This window comes from Actinoplanes sp. ATCC 53533 (genome assembly GCF_003947245.1).
In genome coordinates this window covers 40,947-58,111 of record NZ_QHHV01000059.1, presented here as the reverse complement: position 1 = coordinate 58,111, position 17,165 = coordinate 40,947, and the positions used below count along the sequence as shown (strand labels likewise).

Below are 17,165 nucleotides of genomic sequence, written 5' to 3'. Positions count from 1 at the left end.
CGTACCGCCCCCGAAGGCACCGAGAAGGGACCGATGATGAGAAACGACGAGATCCTGGTGGGCATCGACGGTTCGGCGGCGAGTCATGCCGCGGTCCGGTGGGCCGCCCGCGAGGCGCAGCACCGTGATCTGCCGTTGCGGATCGCCCACGTCTTCGACTGGCAGTGGTACGCCGCCCGCTTCGGCCCCGGCGACAAATACCTGGAAGAGGCTCAGAAGATCGCCCAGGCCGTCGTCCTCGAGGCGGAGGAACAAGCCCGCACGGCGGCGCCCACCGTCCGGTCCCGCACCGACACCCACATCGGCAAACCCGCCGCTGGCCTGCTCGAGCTGGCCCAGGACGCCGAGCTGACCGTCGTGGGCAACCGAGGCCACGGCGGCTTCGCCGGGCTCCTGCTCGGCTCGGTCAGCCAGCGGCTGGTCACCCACGCGCCCGGCCCGGTCGTGGTCGTACGAGGCCGCAGCGAGGCGGGGCAGGGCCCGGTGGTGGCCGGCGTGGACGACTCCCCGGCAGCCGATCACGTGCTCGCGACCGCCTTCGAGGCGGCCGCGCAGCGCGACGCCGCCCTCGTGGTCATCCGTACCTTCCTGCCGGTGGTGCCGATCTGGGCCGGCGCTGTGCCGCCCACCGAGATCCAGACACCGGAGGACGACGCCGCGGAACATGAACGCCTGGAGGTGTTGCTCAAGCCCTGGCGGCAGCGGCACCCGCAGATCGCGGTGGAGGCGCTGGTGTCACACGGCAGCGCCGCCGCGGTGCTGACCGGCGTGTCCCACAACGCTCAGCTCGTCGTCGTCGGCAGCCGTGGTCACGGCACCATTGCCGGCGTGCTGCTCGGCTCGACCGGATCGCAGCTGTCGCACCACGCCGACTGCCCGGTGCTGATCGCTCGGCCTCGGACCGGGGCCGTTCACTTGCCGTAGTACGCGGCTCGCATGATGTCCTGCATGTCGTCGAGCATCGGCATCCGGGGGTTGGCCGGCGCGCACTGGTCCTGGTAGGCGTTCAGGGACTGCTGCGGCACGGCGTGCAGGAACGCCTGCTCGTCGACGCCGATCTGCTGGAACGACTCCTGGATGCCGACCTCGCGGCGCAGTTGCTCCACCGCGTGAGCGAAGGACTCCACGCCTTCGGCCGGCGTCGCGGCGGACAGCCCGAGCATCCGGGCGATGTCCTGGAACCGCTCCGGGGCCCGGTAGCTCTCGTACTTGGGCCAGCCGGTGAGCTTGCCGGGCACGGTGCCGTTGTAGCGGATGACATGCGGCAGCAGGACCGCGTTGGTGCGCCCGTGTGCGATGTGGAACGTGGCGCCCAGGGTGTGTGACATGGCGTGGACGATGCCGAGGAAGGCACTGCCGAAGGCCATTCCGGCGATGGTCCCGGCGTTGTGCATCTTCTCCCGGGCCTCCGGGTCGTTCGCCCCGTCGGCGACGGCCCGACCCAGGTAGCCGAAGATCATCTTGATGGCCTGCAGCGCGAGTCCGTCGGTGAAGTCGTTGGCGTAGACGGACACGTACGACTCGACGGCGTGGGTCAGCGCGTCGAAGCCGCTGTCCGCGGTGATCGCCGGTGGCAGGTCGGCGGCCAGCACCGGGTCGACGATGGCGACGCTGGGCGTCAGCGCGTAGTCGGCCAGGGGATACTTCTTGCCGGTTGAACCGTCGGTGATGACGGCGAACGGGGTCACCTCCGCGCCGGTGCCCGAGGTGGTGGGGATGCACACGAGCCGGGCCCGCTCCCCCAGGGTCGGGAACGTGAAGGCACGCTTGCGCACGTCGAAGAACTTCTCCCGCATGTCGGAGAAGACCACTTCGGGGTGCTCGTAGCGCAGCCACATCACCTTCGCCGCGTCCATCGCCGATCCTCCGCCGAGCGCGATGATGGTGTCCGGCCGGAAGGAGCGCATCAGCTCCGCCCCGCGGTCGACGGTGGCCAGGCTCGGTTCGGGCTCGACGTCGTCGATGATCTGCAGAGCGACCCGTTCCGGCCGGCGCTGCAGCACGGTGATGATCCGGTCCACGTAACCCAGCCGGGTCATGGTGTGATCGGTGACGACGGTGACCCGCCGCACCTCCGGCATGTCGGCCAGGTAGCGGATCGCGTTCGGCTCGAAGTAGATCTTCGGCGGCACCTTGAACCACTGCAGGTTGTTGCTGCGCCGACCGATCCGCTTGATGTTGATCAGATCCACCGCGGTGACGTTGTGGGACACCGAGTTACGCCCATAGCTGCCGCAACCCAGCGTGAGCGAGGGCAGGAAGGCGTTGTACATGTCACCGATACCGCCCTGTGAGGCCGGTGCGTTCCAGATGATCCGGACCGCTTTGACCTGCCGGCCGTACGCCTCGGCGACCGCTTCGTCCTCGGTGTGGATGACCGCGCTGTGCCCCAGACCGTTGAACTCCACCATCCGCGCGGCGTAGTCGAAGCCCTGCTGCGCCGAGTCGGCCCGCAGCACGGCCAGGACCGGGCACAGCTTCTCCCGGGTCAGCGGCTCGGCCGGTCCCACGCCGCTCACCTCGACGAGGATGATCGAGGTGCCGGGCGGCACGGAGAACCCGGCCCGCTCGGCGATCCACTCCGCGCTCTGTCCCACGACCTCCGCGTTGAGCCGTCCCTGGGCGCAGTCGTCACTGCCCGCCGACGCGCCGAAGATGAGCTCCTCGAGCTTGGCCTTGTCCTGCGCGGTGGCCCGATAGGCGCGCAGCCGGGCGAATTCCGCGAGCGCGGCCGGGTAGACCTCGGCATCGATGATCACCGCCTGCTCGGAGGCGCACACCATCCCGTTGTCGAACGACTTGGACAGCACGACATCGTGCACGGCCCGGGCGAGCTTCGCCTTGCGGTGCACGTACGCGGGCACGTTACCGGCGCCGACGCCCAGCGCCGGCTTGCCTGCCGAGTAGGCCGACCGCACCATGGCATTGCCGCCCGTGGCGAGGATGACCGCCACCCCGGGGTGGCGCATCAGGGCGCCGGTCGCCGCGACGGACGGGCTCTCGATCCACTGGATGCAGTGCTCGGGCGCGCCGGCCGCGATCGCCGCGTCGCGGACGATGCGCGCCGCCTCGGCGCTGCACCGCTGGGCGGCCGGGTGGAAGGCGAAGATCACTGGGTTACGCGTCTTGAGGGCGAGCAGCGCCTTGAAGATCGTCGTGGAGGTCGGGTTGGTGACCGGGGTGACCGCGCACACCACGCCGACCGGCTCGGCGATCTCCACGATGCCGTTGATCTCGTCCCGGGAGATGACCCCGACGGTCCTGAGCCCGGCCATGTGGTGCGGCACGTGCTCACACGCGAAGATGTTCTTGACGGCCTTGTCCTCGAACAGGCCCCGGCCCGTCTCGTCGACGGCCAGCCGGGCCAGCTCGGTGTGCCGGCTCAACGCGGCCACCGACGCCTTGGCGACGATCGTGTCGATCTGCTCCTGGGTGAACCCGTCGTACGCGGCAAGCGCCTCAAGGCCGTGGTCGACGAGCGGGTCGATGGTGCCGTCGATCTCGTCCGGTGCCGCTGCGGGCGTTCCGGTGACGATCGCGGTGTCAGCCATGGCAGCATCCTCCAGGTCGGGAGCCGGCGCGTGCCGCCCGCTCACCGTCCACTGTCACCAATCGAGGGCCGCCGCACCTGGCCACAACGACCTCACCTGACAGGCCGTTGGTCCCGCAACGGACACATCCGGCGCGCCGTTCAGGACAGTATCCGCATGGACCGATGGGTCGGCCGCTCGATGTCGCCGGGGGCGACGTCGAGCAGTTTGCGTGCGAGGTCCGCGAGCGCTCGCGCGGTGGCCGATTCGTCGCCGGTCTCCGGAGCCTCCTGACTGTGCAGGATCGCGCCCGCATGGCTACGGCGCCCGTCCTCATACTCGGTGATGTTGATCTCGATCGTCCAGGTACGCGTACGAGTCATGACGGCACCTCCTTCAAGCTCGGTAGGCCCGGCCGGCGCCGTCCTGCACACATCCCAGCGCCGGGAGCCCGCCGTGTGCAGTGCCATTGGTCCCGAGTCGCGACGGTGGTCGCCCCACCGCGGCGAAGACGGGCCGAAGGTCCCGCGTCAACCGGTACGCCGACTCTCCATCCGGCGCCATCCACCGGGCTGAATAGAGGTAGCAGAACGAATCCTGAAAGGACGTGGAAGCCATGACCGCCGCCACTCACCACCACCCCGCAACCACCACCCGGACCACCCCCGCCGCCGTGCGCGCCACCGACACCGTCACCGAGACGACCGTCCAGAAGGCCACCCGCTACGTGCTCGCCGGTCTGCGCCTCGCCCTCGGCTGGGTCTTCCTCTGGGCCTTCCTCGACAAACTGTTCGGACTCGGCCGCGCCACCCCCGCCGCGAACGCCTGGATCGACGGCGGCAGCCCCACCAAGGGATTCCTCGGCAAGGCCGTCAGCGGACCCTTCGAAGGCTTCTACCACAGCATCGCCGGCGCCGCCTGGGCCGACTGGCTGTTCATGATCGGCCTCGCCGGGATCGGCATCGCCCTGATCGCCGGCGTCGGCATCCGCATCGCCGCCGCCGCGGGCTCGCTGCTGCTCGTCCTGATGTGGACCGCCGTGCTGCCCCCGGAGAACAACCCCTTCATGGACGACCACCTCATCTACGCCGGCATCCTCGCCGTCCTCGCCCTCACCGCCGCCGGCAACACCCTCGGCCTCGGCACCTACTGGAACCGCCTGCCCATCGTGCAGAAACTCCCCTGGCTCAAGTGAACCCGGCCACCAACCTGGGGCGGCATCCGAAACCGGATGCCGCCCCACCCGGCCAACAGCCCGTCGGAACCCGGGGTGGGTAGTTCGGCGGTATTGGCGGTTTGGCACTCACCGTGGCCGTCGACGAGTGATGCTGACAGGCGGACGCGTTGGTGATCGAACCGGAGTTGGAGCATGGGGCTGTTCGGTGCGGGTAACACCGCTGGTCTGGCTGAGGCGCAGGCCTTGGTAAGCGAATTGCAGGGGAACTCGGCGGCGATCACCGAGGTGCTGAACGCGTTGGCGCGTGCCGACAGTGCCGCAGGCGCGGCGCAGGCCGCGTTGGATGTGGTGCGGAAGTGTTTCGGCTGGGCGTACGGCTCGTACTGGCGGGTCAACCCGCAGGACAAGGCGCTGCATTTCGTGGTGGAGTCCGGAGATGCGGGCCCGGAGTTCCGCACGGTGACCCTGTCGGCGTCGTTTCCCGAGGGGGTGGGCCTGTCCGGGCGGGCCTGGCGGGCCCGGGATCTGGTGTTCGTGCCCGACATCGGTCAGCTCACCGACTGTGTCCGCGCCCCGGTGGCGCAGCAGGTCGGTGTGCAGAGCGGGGTGTGCTTCCCGCTGTTCGAGGGAGGGGAGGTGGTCGCGACGATGGACTTCTTCGCGACCGAGACGCTGGCCCCGTCGCCGCAGCGGCTGGACACGCTGCGGGTTGTCGGCCGGCTGGTGTCGCAGACCCTGGAACGGCTTGCCGACAGCGAGCGGCAGGCCGCCGCGACGGCCGACGCGAAAGCGGTGACCGCAGTGTTGCGGGAGGTGTCCGCTGCCGCCTCGGCGCAGGACGCGGCCCGCAAGGCGCTGGACACCATCCGCCACGAGTTCGGCTGGGCCTACGGCTCCTACTGGCGGATCGATCCGCAGGACAACGCGCTGCATTTCGTCGTGGAATCCGGCACCGCGGGCGAGGAGTTCCGCGAGGTTACCGAGCGGGCCAGCTTCACCGAGGGTGTCGGGCTCGCCGGCAAGGCGTGGCGCAAGCGGGACCTGTTGTTCGTCCCGGATCTGGGCGAGATGACCGACTGTGTCCGCGCGCCCGCGGCGCAACGGGCCGGGGTGAAGTCCGGGGTGGCACTGCCGTTGCTCGTGCGTGGTGCCGTGGTCGGCACGATGGACTTCTTCTCCACCGAGATACTGACCGAGTTGTCTGACACCCGGGCCGCGGCGCTGCGGAACGCGGTCTACCTGGTCGCCGAGGCCATGCAGCGCATCGAGGAGGCCAACCGGATCACCGCGGCCGGCGCGGAACTGGTCACCTCGATCGAGGAAGCCGAACGGAACGTGGTCCAGGCCACCTCCGTCGCCGTCCAGGCACAGAGCATGACCGCCGACGCCAACGCCTCGGTGCGCAGGCTCGAGGAGTCCAGCGCTGAGATCGGCAACGTCGTCAAGGTGATCACCAGCATCGCGGAGCAGACCAACCTGCTGGCGCTCAACGCCACCATCGAGGCCGCCCGAGCCGGCGAGCTGGGCAAGGGCTTCGCCGTCGTCGCCGGCGAGGTCAAGGAGCTCGCTCAAAGCACCGCCCGCGCCACCGACGACGTCGGCAACCTCGTCACCGCGATCCAGACCGACGCCGCCACCGTCGTCGAAGCCCTCGCCGGCATCGCCCAGATCGTCGACAAGATCAACGAGACCCAGACCATGATCAGCGGAGTGCTCACCGAACAGGCCGCCGTCACCCGCGACATCGTCGGCGCTTGAACCGACCGGTCCGGACGGGGCCTGCCCGGCCGGTCCGGATCCAAGTCGCACACTGTCAGAAATTGCTGACCTATTGAGTTGCCAATACTTGCAACTCGATCCCGTGCTGTCCCGATTGTTCGCCGAGGTGCCGCGGGGAAACCGGACACAGCGTCCGCTTGTCCCCCGCCCGTGCCGCCCATCCTCGGTGCAGACGGCACATCACGTGGGAAGGGTTGCAATGGCAGAGATGGATGTGGCACTCAAGGACGCGTTGCAGGTAGACGGCGCGATCGCGGCGGCCATCGTGGACTACACCAGCGGCATGGCCCTCGGCACGGCCGGCGGCGGCCGGGACTTCGACATCGCTACCGCCGCGGCGGCAAACACGGAGGTGCTGCGCGCCAAGCTCCGCACGATCGACCTGCTGGGGCTGCGCGAAACCATCGACGACATCCTCGTCACGCTCGGCTCTCAATATCATCTCATTCGGCCGGTGAAGGGGTCCTCCGGCGAGGGACTCTTCATGTACCTGGCGTTGAACCGGGATCGCGCGAACCTCGCCATGGCCCGGCACCGGCTCCGACTGATCGAGCGCGCCCTCGAACTCAGCTGAACCCGCTGCGACGCCTCGGCCCGATCGGTGCGGGGTGCTCGGGCGCGCCGATCAGCAGTAGTCGCATGGGGACGCTCCGGGGGGCGAGGGCCGGAAGGGTGCGGTCCGCGGCTGGGATCGGCGCGCCGCGGTGCGGGTGGTGGTGCCGTCGTCGTTGCCGGTGCCGGTGCCGGTGCCGACGTATCCGGCGCCGTTCGACGGTGGGGTCCGGTCGGTGCCGTGGTGCCGCAGGACGTGGTTGCGGGCGTACGCGATGGCGGTGGGGGTGTCGGGAAAGACCCGTCCCTCGCGGCGAAGTCGCTCGGCGACGCCGAGGGTCTTGAGGATCTCCTCGTGGCCGGGCGCGATGCCGGACAGCAGCACGGCGATGCCGCGGCGTCGCAGGCGGTCGATGGCATCGCCGAGCACCTGCGCTCCGGTCGCGTCGACGGTCGAGACCCGCGACATCCGCAGGATGACCACCCGCACGTCGGTGATCTCGGAGAGCTGCAGCAGGAACGTGTGGGCGGCGGCGAAGAACAGCGGGCCGTCGAGGCGGTAGGCGACGATGTGCTCGGCGAGCAGGGCGTGCTCCTCGGCACTGTGGTCGCCGGCCTCCAGGGGGACCCGCTCGATGCGTGCGGTGCGGGCCACCGCGCGCAGGGCCAGCACGATCGCGACCCCGACGCCGACCGCGACGGCGGTGACCAGGTCCAGCGCGACGGTCACGGTGAAGGTGAGGATCAGCACCAGCGCGTCGCCGCGGGTGGCGCGGGCCAGCGCGAGCAGCGACCCCGCCTCGACCATCCGCACGGTGGTCGCCAGCAGGACCCCGGCCAGCGCGGCGAGCGGGATGCGCCCGACCAGCGGTGCGGCCGCCAGCACGATGACGGCCAGCGCGACGGCGTGGGTCAGCGACGCCAGCTTCGAGCGGGCGCCGGCGCGCACGTTGACCGCGGTGCGGGCGATCGCCGCGGTGGCGGGGACTCCGCCGAACACGGGCGCGGCGAGGTTGGCCAGGCCCTGGCCGAACAGTTCCCGGTCGGGGTCGTGCTGTTCGCTGACGCTCATCGCGTCGGCGACGGTGGCCGACAGCAGGCTTTCCAGCGCGGCCAGCGCGGCCACCGCGCAGGCGGCGGGCAGCAGCGTCCGCACCGCGGGTAGGTCCAGGAAGCTCAGCGACGGGACCGGCAGACCGGCGGGTAGGGCGCCGATGCGCGCCAGGCCGATCGGGGTGGTCTCGGCCAGCACCGTCGCGGCGGCGACCCCGAGCAGGGAGAACGGCACACCGGGGCGCCACCGCGCCCCCAGCAGCATCAGCGCCGCGACGCCCACGGCCACCGCGACGGGGGCCGGGTGCGGATGGCGGGCGAAGCGGGCCACCGCGTCGGCGGCCACCGCCCACACCTTGTCCCCGTGTGCGCCGGAGATCCCCAGGGCGGCCGGCACCTGCTGCAGGGCGATGACCACGGCGATACCCGCGGTGAAACCCTCGATCACCGGAGTGGGCAGGTATCGCACGTAGCGGCCGAGGCGGGCCACCGCCAACCCGATGAGGATCAACCCGGCCAGCACGCCGACCATCAGCACCCCGGCGGCGCCGACCTCCGCGACGACCGGCACCAGCACCACCGTCATCGCCCCGGTGGGCCCGGACACCTGCAGGTTCGACCCGCCGAACACGGCCGCCACCGCGCCGGCGACGATCGCGGTGACCAGGCCGGCCTGCGCGCCCAGCCCCGAGGTGACGCCGAACGCCAACGCCAACGGCAGCGCCACCACGGCCACCGTCAGCCCGGCGACCAGGTCACCACGCGGCGAACGGCGCACCGCCAGCCAGTCGGAGCGCTGCGGCAGCAAGCCGGCGAACCGGGCACCGAACGACCGGGTAAGCCGGGCGACGCTCACGTACACCACCAACGAACCCTCCCGGGACGACGCCCCCGTCCGCACCTGATCAATGACTTGCGTACATCAGCAAGTTGGCATTACTTCCTGGCGACGAGGGCCGATGCGACCGGCCACCGCAGACGTGCTCGCCGGGCTCGGGGACAATGGTGGGAAGACCGATGACCAAGGTGGTAACGGTGAGCAGACCGCTGTACCAGTTGAAGGCCGAGTTCTTCAAAACACTCGGCCACCCGTCGCGCATCCGCGTGCTGGAACTCCTCAGCGAACGAGAACACTCCGTGGCCGAGATGCTGCCCGAAGTGGGCATCGAGCCCGCCCACCTGTCCCAGCAACTCGCCGTGCTCCGGCGCGCCAACCTGGTCGTCACCCGCAAGGAAGGGTCCACCGTCTACTACGCGCTGACCAGCCCGCACGTCGCCGAGTTGCTAGCCGTCGCCCGCCGCATCCTGTCCGGCGTGCTCAGCGGCCAGGCCGACCTCCTGCGCGACCTGCACGCCGACGCCCCGCCCGTCCCCACCGCCCGCACGAGCTGAGCCCGCGGGGTTGACTCAGCCGCTGAGACGGCTGCGCCGTGCTCGCGCGCGGCAAGCCGGCCCGGCCAGGGCCGGGCCGGCGGCTCAGCGGTGGAGATCGTGCGGAACGACCAGGACTGGCCGGTGGGAGTGGTGCAGCGTCGCCATGGCCACGGATCCGAGCAGGATCTCCCGCACCGCGGATCGGCCCCGGGAACCCACGACGATCACCGCCGCCGCCTGGGCGCGGGCGTAGCCGATCAGCGCCTCGGCGACGGCGGGCGCCGATCCCTGGTGCCGGCTGTCGACGTGGACCACGGTGACCTTGCCACCGGCGGCATCCGACACGTCGGCCGGCTCCTGCGCCGCCCGGTCGACGGAGACCAGCAGCAGCTCCCGGGCCGGGAAGAGGCGTCGTGCCGCGGCATGTGCCTGGCCGGCGCCGGTCGATCCGTCCCAGCCGACGAGCACCGGGCCGTCGGCCAGGGCGGCCGTCTCGGCCGCCAGCAACGGGTGTGGAACGACGAGCACGGGGCGCGGGCTGTAGTGCGTCACCATGTCGGACACGCTGCCCAGGACGGCCCGGGTGCCGCCGAGCCCGCGCGAGCCCACCAGCACCAGGTCGGCACCCAGTTCCCCGGCGAGCTGGCCGAACTGCACCCCCTCCCCGCCGTAGGTGCGCCGCACCAGCGGCTCCGCCGCCCACCCGGCGGCGCGGGCGAGCGTCACCCCGTTCGCCGCCAGCCGCTCGGCCTCGCGCTCACCCTCGCGCTCGACGGCCACGACGAACTCATCGAGGTGCCCGGTGCCGTTCCACAGCCGCCGGCGCAGCGACTCGCTCGCGAACGGCGGCGTCCACAGGTGGGTGATCCACGCGTGGGCCTCGGGGAACAGCGCCGTGCCGGCGTCGATCGCCGCGCTCGCCTGTGGTGACCCGTCGTATCCCACGATCATGCGGACCTGGCTGGGCGCGGTCGTCATGGCCGGCTCCTCTCCGTCGTCGGTCTCCGTTCCAGCTTCCTCCCCCAACCCGACCGGTCGCAGGTGTCTTGCGGCACCCGGCGACCGGCTCACATCCCCTAAAGCATCCTAGGAACCTGGGCAAGAAGGCCTACCGGCCGGGGTGCAGCCCGAGCCAGCCCGGGGTGGGCGCGCCCTGGACCTCGCCGAAGTAGAGGGCGAAGGTCTGCTTCCAGCGCTCGATCTCGGCCCGGTCCGCCATGAAGCGCGGGAAGCCGTCCAGGTTGGCGTTCTCGTACTGCCAGATGGGCTTGAGCCCGCCGGCCGGGTTGACGTCGGTGCGCACCGACCAGCCGCTGAACGAGGTCTGCTGCACGGCCGTGGAGATCTGCCAGTTCAGGTAGAGCTTCGCCGCCGCGAGGTGCTTCGCGCCGGCCAGGATCGCCGCCCGCTGCCCCCAGGCCATGAACGGGTGACCGTCCGCCGCCGCCCAGCGGACCGCGGCGGTCGATGGCGCGGTCAGCGAGCCGGACCCGCCGACGCCGATGACCTTCTGCTTGGTGGAGACGGCGATGCCGGGGCTGTTGCTGCCGCGAGCGAACTGCACATCCTGCGCGGCGAACCGGGCCACCCAGTCCCAGCCGTACCGCTGGGCGTACAGCCGGTACAGATACAGGACCGCGTCGTCGTCGTGCGGATACGACGAGGCGATGGCGCCCTTCCACCGGGGGTCGACCAGGTCGAGCGGCGAGGACGGCGCCGCGCCGCCGGCGGCGGCTACGTCGTACATGTAGCTGAACGCGATCACTCCGATCGCCAACCAGGCGCCGTCCGGGTCCTTGAACGCCGGGTGCAGCGCCGAGAACCCCGCCGGCTTGTACGGCCGCAGCACCCCCGCCTTCTTCCACCGGACGAAGTCCTGCACCGTCTGCAGCTGGACCACGTCCGGCACCAGCGTGCCCGTCGCCAGCTGGTTGTCGACGCGGACGTCGTGGTACTTGCTGTAGTCGACCACCATGGTCAGCTTGATGTCCGGAAAGCGGGACAGGAACGCCTGCTTGGTGCGGTCCTGCTGGGTAGGGGTGTCCCCGCCGGCGTAGACGACGAGTTCGCCGCCCTCGCGCACCGCGTCGGCGTACAGCTGGTCGAGCGACTTCTTCTCCTCGGGCCCGGCCGAACCCGCCCGGGAGGCCGGCACCGCGGCCCCGGCCCCGGTGCCGATCGACATGCCGAGCGCGTTCACGCCGAGTAGTGCGCCCGCGCCGAGCACGCGTCGCCTGCTGAAGCTGGTCATCGCCACTGTCCTCCCCCGCCCGCCGGGTTGCGGGCATCGACTGCGAACTGTGCCCGGCACGGGACGCGACGACCTCACCAACGCGATCGAATCCGAGCGAGCGGGTGGTTGAAGCCGGATTCAACCTTTCGGTGGAACGGCGGGATCCGGGACGGCCTAAACTTCGGATCTTCGGCTCCGGCCGCGCTTCCGACCGAAGGGATATCCATGGACGTCGACACCACCGGATCATCGGCCGGGCGGCGATGGACACCTGAGGCCGGATATCTGCTGCACGCCGCCTTCTTCCTGATCGTCGCCGGCTCCGTCGTCCGCATGTGGCGCGTCGGTGGTCCACTGTGCCCGTACCTCATCGCCGTGACGCTCCTGCTGGCCGCGGCCTACGCGGCCGGCCTGGCGTTCTGGGGCCGCCTGCACCGCTGGCGCGCGGCGTGGCTGGGTGCGTTGCTCCTGCTCTGGCTGGCGCTGATGATCGTCGCGCCGGCCTCGATCCGCCCGGCCTTCGCCTGGTGCGCGCTGCCGCTGGCCTGTCTCGCCGTACGCGCGCTGGCCCCCACCGCCTACCTCGGCGTCATCGCCGGGATCACCGCGGTGCTCGCCGCCGCCGCGGCGGCGCAGCCCGGCGGCTTCGAACCGGACAGCGCGATCGCGCCGATCGCCGGCCTCTGGGCCGCCGCCGCGCTCTTCCGGGGCCAGGTGCGGGACACCGAGATCCGCCAGCGCCTCATCGACCAGCTCCACGGCACTCGCCGCGAACTAGCCCGCCACCAGCGCGCGGCCGGCATCCTGACGGAACGGGCCCGCCTCGCACGGGAGATCCACGACACCCTGGCGCAGGAGCTCGGGGCGAGCCGCACGCTGCTGCAGGCGGCCGAGCGCGACTGGCCGACTCGGCCGGACCGGGCCCGGACGAGGGTCCGGACGGTCACCGAGGCGCTCGGCGACAACCTCGTCGAGGTCCGCCGCATGATCGCCGACCTGTCCCCGCCCGAGCTCGACGACCACGACCTGGCCGGGGCGCTGGTCGCGCTCTGCGCCCGGGAACAGCGGTGCGGCACCGCCGCCGAGGTCTGTTTCCGCAGCCTCGGCGAGCCCCGGCCGCTGCCGCACGAGCTGACCGCCACGCTGCTGCGGGTCGCCCAGGGCGCCCTGGCGAACATCCGCGACCACGCGCGCGCCGGCCAGGTCACCGTCACCCTGTGCCAGGACACCGACGAGGTGACGTTGCAGGTGCGCGACGACGGCGCCGGCTTCACGCCGGGCAGCGCCGGCACCGCGCCGATGCGGGGATTCGGCCTGCCCGCGATGCGGCAGCGGCTCCAGGCGTACGGCGGGGCGCTCTCCGTGGCGAGCACGCCCGGCCGCGGCACCCTCCTCACCGGCCGGCTGCCGCTGCGGCGGGCCGAGGCGCCGCTGCTCACGGTCGCCGGATGACCGCCACGCCCACCCGCATCCTGCTGGTGGACGACCACCGGATGTTCCGGGCGGGCCTGCGCGCGCTGTTGGAGGGCGAGCCCGACCTGCTGATCGTCGGGGAGGCCGGCAACGGCGCGGACGCGGTGCGGCTCGCCGCCGAGCTGCGTCCCGAGGTGATCCTCATGGACCTGCGGCTGACCGGCGACCGCGGTGGCCTCGACGGGGTCGAGGCCACCCGCCGGATCGTCGCCACCACGCCGGGCGCCGCCGTCGTCGTCCTCACCAGCTACGGCACCCAGGCCGACGTGGTCCGGGCGATGACGGCCGGCGCCCGCGGCTACGTGCTCAAGGCCGGCGAGCCGGCCGAGCTGTTCCACGCCGTACGGACGGCGGCGCGCGGCGACCTGGGCCTCTCGCCGCAAGCCGCCGCCCGCATCGTCGGGCACCTCACCGACCCGGAGCCGATACTCACCGGCCGCGAGGTCGAGGTGGTCCGGCTGGTCGCCCAGGGCCTCGGCAACCGCGCGATCGCCGCGGCCCTCTTCCTCACCGAGGCCACGGTCAAGACCCACCTCATCCGGCTCTGCCGCAAGCTAGGCGCCGACAACCGGACCGGCGCGGTCGCCGAGGCGGTCCGCCGCGGCCTGATCGAACTCGACCAGCCGACCTGACGAGGCCCGGCTCCGGCCGTCCGTCGCGCTGTGCGCCAGCAGCGTCATCGCGGCCTGGGACGGCGAGCCCGGCTCGGTGGTCGCGACCACGAGGTACGGCCCGGACTCGGTGTGCAGCATCTGCTGGGTGACGCGCATGCCGCCGACCAGCGGATGCCGCATCTCGTAGGTCGCGACATCACTGACCTTGACCGGGTGGTCGGCCCACATCGAGGCGAACTCGGTGCTCTTGACCGTCAGCTCGCCGACCAGCGCGGCCAGCGCCGGGTCGTCCGGGTGCCGGCCGGAGGCCAGGCGCAGGCTTCCCACCACGGCTCTGGCCTTGGCCCGCCAGTCCGCGTACAGGTCGCGGGTGTGCGCGTCCAGAAACACCAGGCGGGCCATGTTCGGACGCTCGGCCGGCCGGCCGGGGCTGTCCGGGTCGAGGTGCCCCGCGTAGAGCGCGTGACCGGTACGGTTCCAGGCCAGCACGTCGCCGCGGCGGCCCAGCACCAGCACCGGCACCTCCGCCAGCGCCGCCACCAGCTGCGTCATCGCCGGTGTCACCCGTTCCGGTGCCGGGCGGCGCGCCTTGCCCCGGCGCCGGGGGCCGGCGGCCAGGTCGCGCAGGTGCCGGCGCTCGGCCTCGTCCAGCCGCAGCGCCCCGGCGATCGCGTCGAGCACCTCCACCGAGGCGTTGGACGACTGCCCCTGCTCCAGCCGCGAGTAGTACGACGGGCTCACCCCCGCCAGCAGGGCCAGCTCCTCACGCCGGAGACCGGGCACGCGGCGCCGGTCGCCGTAGGCCACCACGCCGACGTCCTCGGGTCGCAGCTGGGAGCGTCGCTGCCGCAGGAACTCGCCCAGCGGTGGTTTACCGTCCATGCACCGAGTGTCGCCGCCGCGGCACAGCCCAGCCACACCCGGTCAGGGGTTGGCTTCCGGGGTGATCAGCTCGACCTCGTTCTCCAGCAGAGCCTCCACGAGATCGGGCGGCGGGGTGGAGTCGGTGACGAGGTAGTCGGCGCCGCCGAGCTCGGACACCTGGGCGAAGAGCCGGCGGCCGAACTTCGACGAGTCGGCCAGGATCGCCACCCGGGTCGCCCGCGAGATCATTTCCCGCATCATCCCCGCCTCGGCGAGGTTGCTCGTCGTGAACCCGGCGGTCGCCGAGACGGCACCGACGCCGATCAGCGCCAGATCACAGCTGATGTCCAGCTCGCCGCCGCCGGCCGCCCGGAAGCTGACCGGGCCGACGGTGGCCAGCGTGAGAGTGCGGACCGCGCCGCCGAAGAGGTAGACGTCGCGGACGGCGGTGGGCGGGAGCGCCGCGGGCACGAGCAGATTGTTCGTCGCCACCGTCAGGTCGCGGTGGTTGCGCAGGTTCCTGGCGACGGCGAGGGTGGTCGTCCCGCTGTTGATCATGACCACCGACCCGTCCTCGACCAGGGCAGCGGCCAGGACCGCGATCTTCTCCTTCTCGCGCGCCTCCATGGTGAGCCGCGCGTCCACGGTGCGGTCGACCCGGGACAGGGTCGACTGACTGACCGCTCCGCCGTAGGTGCGCACCAGGACGCCGTCGGCGCTGAGCTGGTCGAGGTCCCGCCGGATGGTGTCGATGGAGACGCCGAAGCGCTCCGCGAGCGCCCCGACCGTGACCTCCCCGGTCTCCGCGACGTACGCCGCCAGCTGGGCCTTGCGCCCGGCGGGCAGCCGGCGCTGCCGGTCGTCTTTCTCCAGGGCCACTGAACCTCCTACTTCTGCGGTAGCCGCACCAGGGCGATGCTCAGAGCCGCAGAGTACAGCATCACTCTGCCGCTTTTGTGCCGTGCATCGACGCCATCGGGGACACGATGGCGTGAGTTTGCTGCATTCGAACGGATCTTCCGCTTTGCGACGCCATACTGTGCAGCATCTAGCCATACTCTGCATTTCTAGTCTTGTGGACCGGCGTAACACGCTGTTAACGTGGCGCAAAGCAGCAGAGAGCAGTAACACCTATACATGAAGGAGTACGCGATGAGCGGAGGCGGCACCGGGTCGCACGGCCGGCTGAGGCGGCTACTCGGGGTGGTGACGGTGGCGGCGATGGTCGGCGCCACGGCGGTGGGGTGCGGTTCTGACGACGGCGGCACGAGCGGGGACGGCACCGTCACGCTGGAGTTCGCGCAGTGGTGGGCGCCGGAGTTGCCGGCGGGATCGTTCGACAAGCTCATGACCGACTTCACGGCGCAGAACCCGACCATCAAGGTCAAGCTGCTGAGCGGCCCGTACGCGTCCACGAAGCAGCAACTGGTCTCCGGAGCGGCGTCGCGGACGCTGCCCGACGTCGTGGGCCTCGACGGCGCCTGGGTGAGTGACTTCGCCAAGCAGGGCGCCATCACCGACCTGACCGCGCTCATGGCCGAGGCGAAGTACGACTCCAACCAGCTCGCGAGCCAGATCCAGGTCAAGGGGAAGACCTACATGATCCCCGTGGTCAACTTCGTCTACCCGATGTTCGTCAACAACGACCTGCTCGCCAAGGCGGGGGTCACGACCCCGCCGACCACCCGCACGCAATTCCTGGACGCGGCCACGAAGGTCAGCGCGCTCGGCGGCAACGTCAAGGGCTGGGCCCTGCCGCTCGACACCGCCGTGCCCAACGGCATCCAGAACGACGTGATGTCGTGGCTGTGGGCCTCCGGGGGCAGCATGCTCACCCAGGACGGCAAGCCCGATCTGACCGGCCCCGGCGTCAAGAGCACCGTGGAGTTCGTCAAGAGCCTGAACGACGCGGGCGTCATCGCGCCCGGCTCGCTCACCATGAAAGAGCAGGACAAGGTCGAGAAGTTCACCACCGGCCAGGTCGGCATGGTGATCGACTCCCTGGCACACATCAACCTGATCAAGAAGAACAACCCGAAGCTGAAGTTCACGGTGACGCCGATCCCCGCCGAGGACAGCTACACCGGCAAGCGCGGCATCCCGTACGCGTCGTGGGGCATCGGCGTCGCCGACTCCTCCAAGCACAAGGCCGAGGCGTTCAAGCTGGTCCAGTTCCTCATGAGCCAGCAGACCAACGCTCAGCTCAGCACGCTGGCGAACGGCTTCCCGGGCAACAAGACCGCCGAGCCGGACTTCAGCACGAGCGACCCGCTGTTCAAGACCGCCTTCGAGATCTACCAGGCGGGGCAGCCGGCCAACGAATTCGTGGGATTGCCCAAGGCGGAGGACCTCATGCGCAGCTTCGATGAGCAGCTCCAGCTCGCGCTCACCGGCAAGCAGAGCGTCGACGAGGCACTCAGCAAGTCGCAGCAGGCCTGGGAGCCGTTGATCTGAGCTTCCGTGCGACGTGGGGGCCGGGCCGGCTCCGCGGCGCGGCTCCGAACCAAGGAGACATC

Annotated in this window: 15 protein-coding genes; 8 read left to right on the top strand and 7 right to left on the bottom strand. The window is 71.1% G+C overall.

The window, feature by feature from the left end; all coding sequences use genetic code 11:
* Positions 1–33: 33 nt before the first annotated feature.
* A complete protein-coding gene (locus tag DMB66_RS20135) occupies positions 34–924 on the top strand; it encodes a universal stress protein (protein ID WP_233624719.1) in 891 nt (296 codons plus the stop codon).
* Here DMB66_RS20135 and adhE read toward each other — a convergent pair.
* Complete coding sequence (gene adhE, locus DMB66_RS20130) at positions 912–3,551, bottom strand: bifunctional acetaldehyde-CoA/alcohol dehydrogenase (protein ID WP_125805643.1); 2,640 nt, start codon at positions 3,549–3,551, stop codon at positions 912–914. The two genes, DMB66_RS20135 and adhE, sit on opposite strands and share 13 nt — an antisense overlap.
* Before the next feature lie 140 nt (positions 3,552–3,691).
* Positions 3,692–3,913 (bottom strand): dsRBD fold-containing protein, encoded by a 222-nt coding sequence (locus tag DMB66_RS20125; protein WP_125805642.1) that lies wholly within the window; start codon positions 3,911–3,913, stop codon positions 3,692–3,694.
* A gap of 224 nt (positions 3,914–4,137) precedes the next feature.
* Here DMB66_RS20125 and DMB66_RS20120 point away from each other — a divergent pair, with 224 nt between their 5' ends.
* The 3 genes from DMB66_RS20120 (at position 4,138) to DMB66_RS20110 (ending at position 7,060) form a co-directional block, all read left to right on the top strand.
* Positions 4,138–4,725, top strand: a complete 588-nt coding sequence (locus DMB66_RS20120) for a DoxX family membrane protein (protein WP_199752516.1) — start codon at positions 4,138–4,140, stop codon at positions 4,723–4,725.
* A gap of 174 nt (positions 4,726–4,899) precedes the next feature.
* Positions 4,900–6,465 (top strand): GAF domain-containing protein, encoded by a 1,566-nt coding sequence (locus tag DMB66_RS65250; protein ID WP_125805640.1) that lies wholly within the window; start codon positions 4,900–4,902, stop codon positions 6,463–6,465.
* A gap of 220 nt (positions 6,466–6,685) precedes the next feature.
* Complete coding sequence (locus DMB66_RS20110) at positions 6,686–7,060, top strand: hypothetical protein (protein ID WP_125805639.1); 375 nt, start codon at positions 6,686–6,688, stop codon at positions 7,058–7,060.
* Positions 7,061–7,111: 51 nt separating this feature from the next.
* On the opposite strand, the gene DMB66_RS20105 is transcribed toward DMB66_RS20110, so the two are convergent.
* Entirely contained in the window at positions 7,112–8,956 is a 1,845-nt protein-coding gene (locus DMB66_RS20105; protein ID WP_233624718.1) for a SulP family inorganic anion transporter, read from the bottom strand.
* Positions 8,957–9,126: 170 nt separating this feature from the next.
* Here DMB66_RS20105 and DMB66_RS20100 point away from each other — a divergent pair, with 170 nt between their 5' ends.
* Positions 9,127–9,483: a metalloregulator ArsR/SmtB family transcription factor gene (locus DMB66_RS20100; protein WP_125805637.1), complete on the top strand. Its 357-nt coding sequence runs from the start codon at positions 9,127–9,129 to the stop codon at positions 9,481–9,483.
* An 84-nt stretch (positions 9,484–9,567) separates the two neighbouring features.
* Here DMB66_RS20100 and DMB66_RS20095 read toward each other — a convergent pair whose 3' ends face one another.
* A complete protein-coding gene (locus DMB66_RS20095; RefSeq protein WP_233624717.1) occupies positions 9,568–10,443 on the bottom strand; it encodes a universal stress protein in 876 nt (291 codons plus the stop codon).
* Between the two features lie 130 nt (positions 10,444–10,573).
* Positions 10,574–11,716, bottom strand: coding sequence for an ABC transporter substrate-binding protein (locus DMB66_RS20090; RefSeq protein WP_125805636.1), 1,143 nt, complete (start codon positions 11,714–11,716; stop codon positions 10,574–10,576).
* Positions 11,717–11,923: 207 nt separating this feature from the next.
* Here DMB66_RS20090 and DMB66_RS20085 point away from each other — a divergent pair, with 207 nt between their 5' ends.
* Positions 11,924–13,150, top strand: coding sequence for a sensor histidine kinase (locus tag DMB66_RS20085; protein WP_125805635.1), 1,227 nt, complete (start codon positions 11,924–11,926; stop codon positions 13,148–13,150).
* Positions 13,147–13,803, top strand: coding sequence for a response regulator transcription factor (locus tag DMB66_RS20080; RefSeq protein WP_125805634.1), 657 nt, complete (start codon positions 13,147–13,149; stop codon positions 13,801–13,803). Before DMB66_RS20085 ends, DMB66_RS20080 begins: the two co-directional genes overlap by 4 nt.
* Here the strand turns inward: DMB66_RS20080 and DMB66_RS20075 are convergent.
* On the bottom strand, positions 13,726–14,667 hold the full coding sequence (locus DMB66_RS20075) for a helix-turn-helix domain-containing protein (protein WP_125805633.1): 942 nt from the start codon (positions 14,665–14,667) through the stop codon (positions 13,726–13,728). The genes DMB66_RS20080 and DMB66_RS20075 overlap by 78 nt on opposite strands.
* Before the next feature lie 42 nt (positions 14,668–14,709).
* The gene (locus DMB66_RS20070) at positions 14,710–15,528 is read right to left on the bottom strand and encodes a DeoR/GlpR family DNA-binding transcription regulator (RefSeq protein ID WP_233624716.1); all 819 of its coding nucleotides are present in this window, start codon (positions 15,526–15,528) and stop codon (positions 14,710–14,712) included.
* Positions 15,529–15,801: 273 nt separating this feature from the next.
* Here DMB66_RS20070 and DMB66_RS20065 point away from each other — a divergent pair, with 273 nt between their 5' ends.
* The gene (locus tag DMB66_RS20065; protein WP_125805632.1) at positions 15,802–17,103 is read left to right on the top strand and encodes a sugar ABC transporter substrate-binding protein; all 1,302 of its coding nucleotides are present in this window, start codon (positions 15,802–15,804) and stop codon (positions 17,101–17,103) included.
* The last annotated feature ends 62 nt before the right edge of the window (positions 17,104–17,165 follow it).

Bases quoted from the DNA above. Each gene is read 5' to 3' on its own strand.
- DMB66_RS20135 (WP_233624719.1), top strand. From the start codon at position 34: ATGATGAGAAACGACGAGATCCTGGTGGGCATCGACGGTTCGGCGGCG.
- adhE (WP_125805643.1), bottom strand. From the start codon at position 3,551: ATGGCTGACACCGCGATCGTCACCGGAACGCCCGCAGCGGCACCGGAC.
- DMB66_RS20125 (WP_125805642.1), bottom strand. From the start codon at position 3,913: ATGACTCGTACGCGTACCTGGACGATCGAGATCAACATCACCGAGTAT.
- DMB66_RS65250 (WP_125805640.1), top strand. From the start codon at position 4,900: ATGGGGCTGTTCGGTGCGGGTAACACCGCTGGTCTGGCTGAGGCGCAG.
- DMB66_RS20110 (WP_125805639.1), top strand. From the start codon at position 6,686: ATGGCAGAGATGGATGTGGCACTCAAGGACGCGTTGCAGGTAGACGGC.
- DMB66_RS20095 (WP_233624717.1), bottom strand. From the start codon at position 10,443: ATGACGACCGCGCCCAGCCAGGTCCGCATGATCGTGGGATACGACGGG.
- DMB66_RS20090 (WP_125805636.1), bottom strand. From the start codon at position 11,716: ATGACCAGCTTCAGCAGGCGACGCGTGCTCGGCGCGGGCGCACTACTC.
- DMB66_RS20085 (WP_125805635.1), top strand. From the start codon at position 11,924: ATGGACGTCGACACCACCGGATCATCGGCCGGGCGGCGATGGACACCT.
- DMB66_RS20080 (WP_125805634.1), top strand. From the start codon at position 13,147: ATGACCGCCACGCCCACCCGCATCCTGCTGGTGGACGACCACCGGATG.
- DMB66_RS20075 (WP_125805633.1), bottom strand. From the start codon at position 14,667: ATGGACGGTAAACCACCGCTGGGCGAGTTCCTGCGGCAGCGACGCTCC.
- DMB66_RS20065 (WP_125805632.1), top strand. From the start codon at position 15,802: ATGAGCGGAGGCGGCACCGGGTCGCACGGCCGGCTGAGGCGGCTACTC.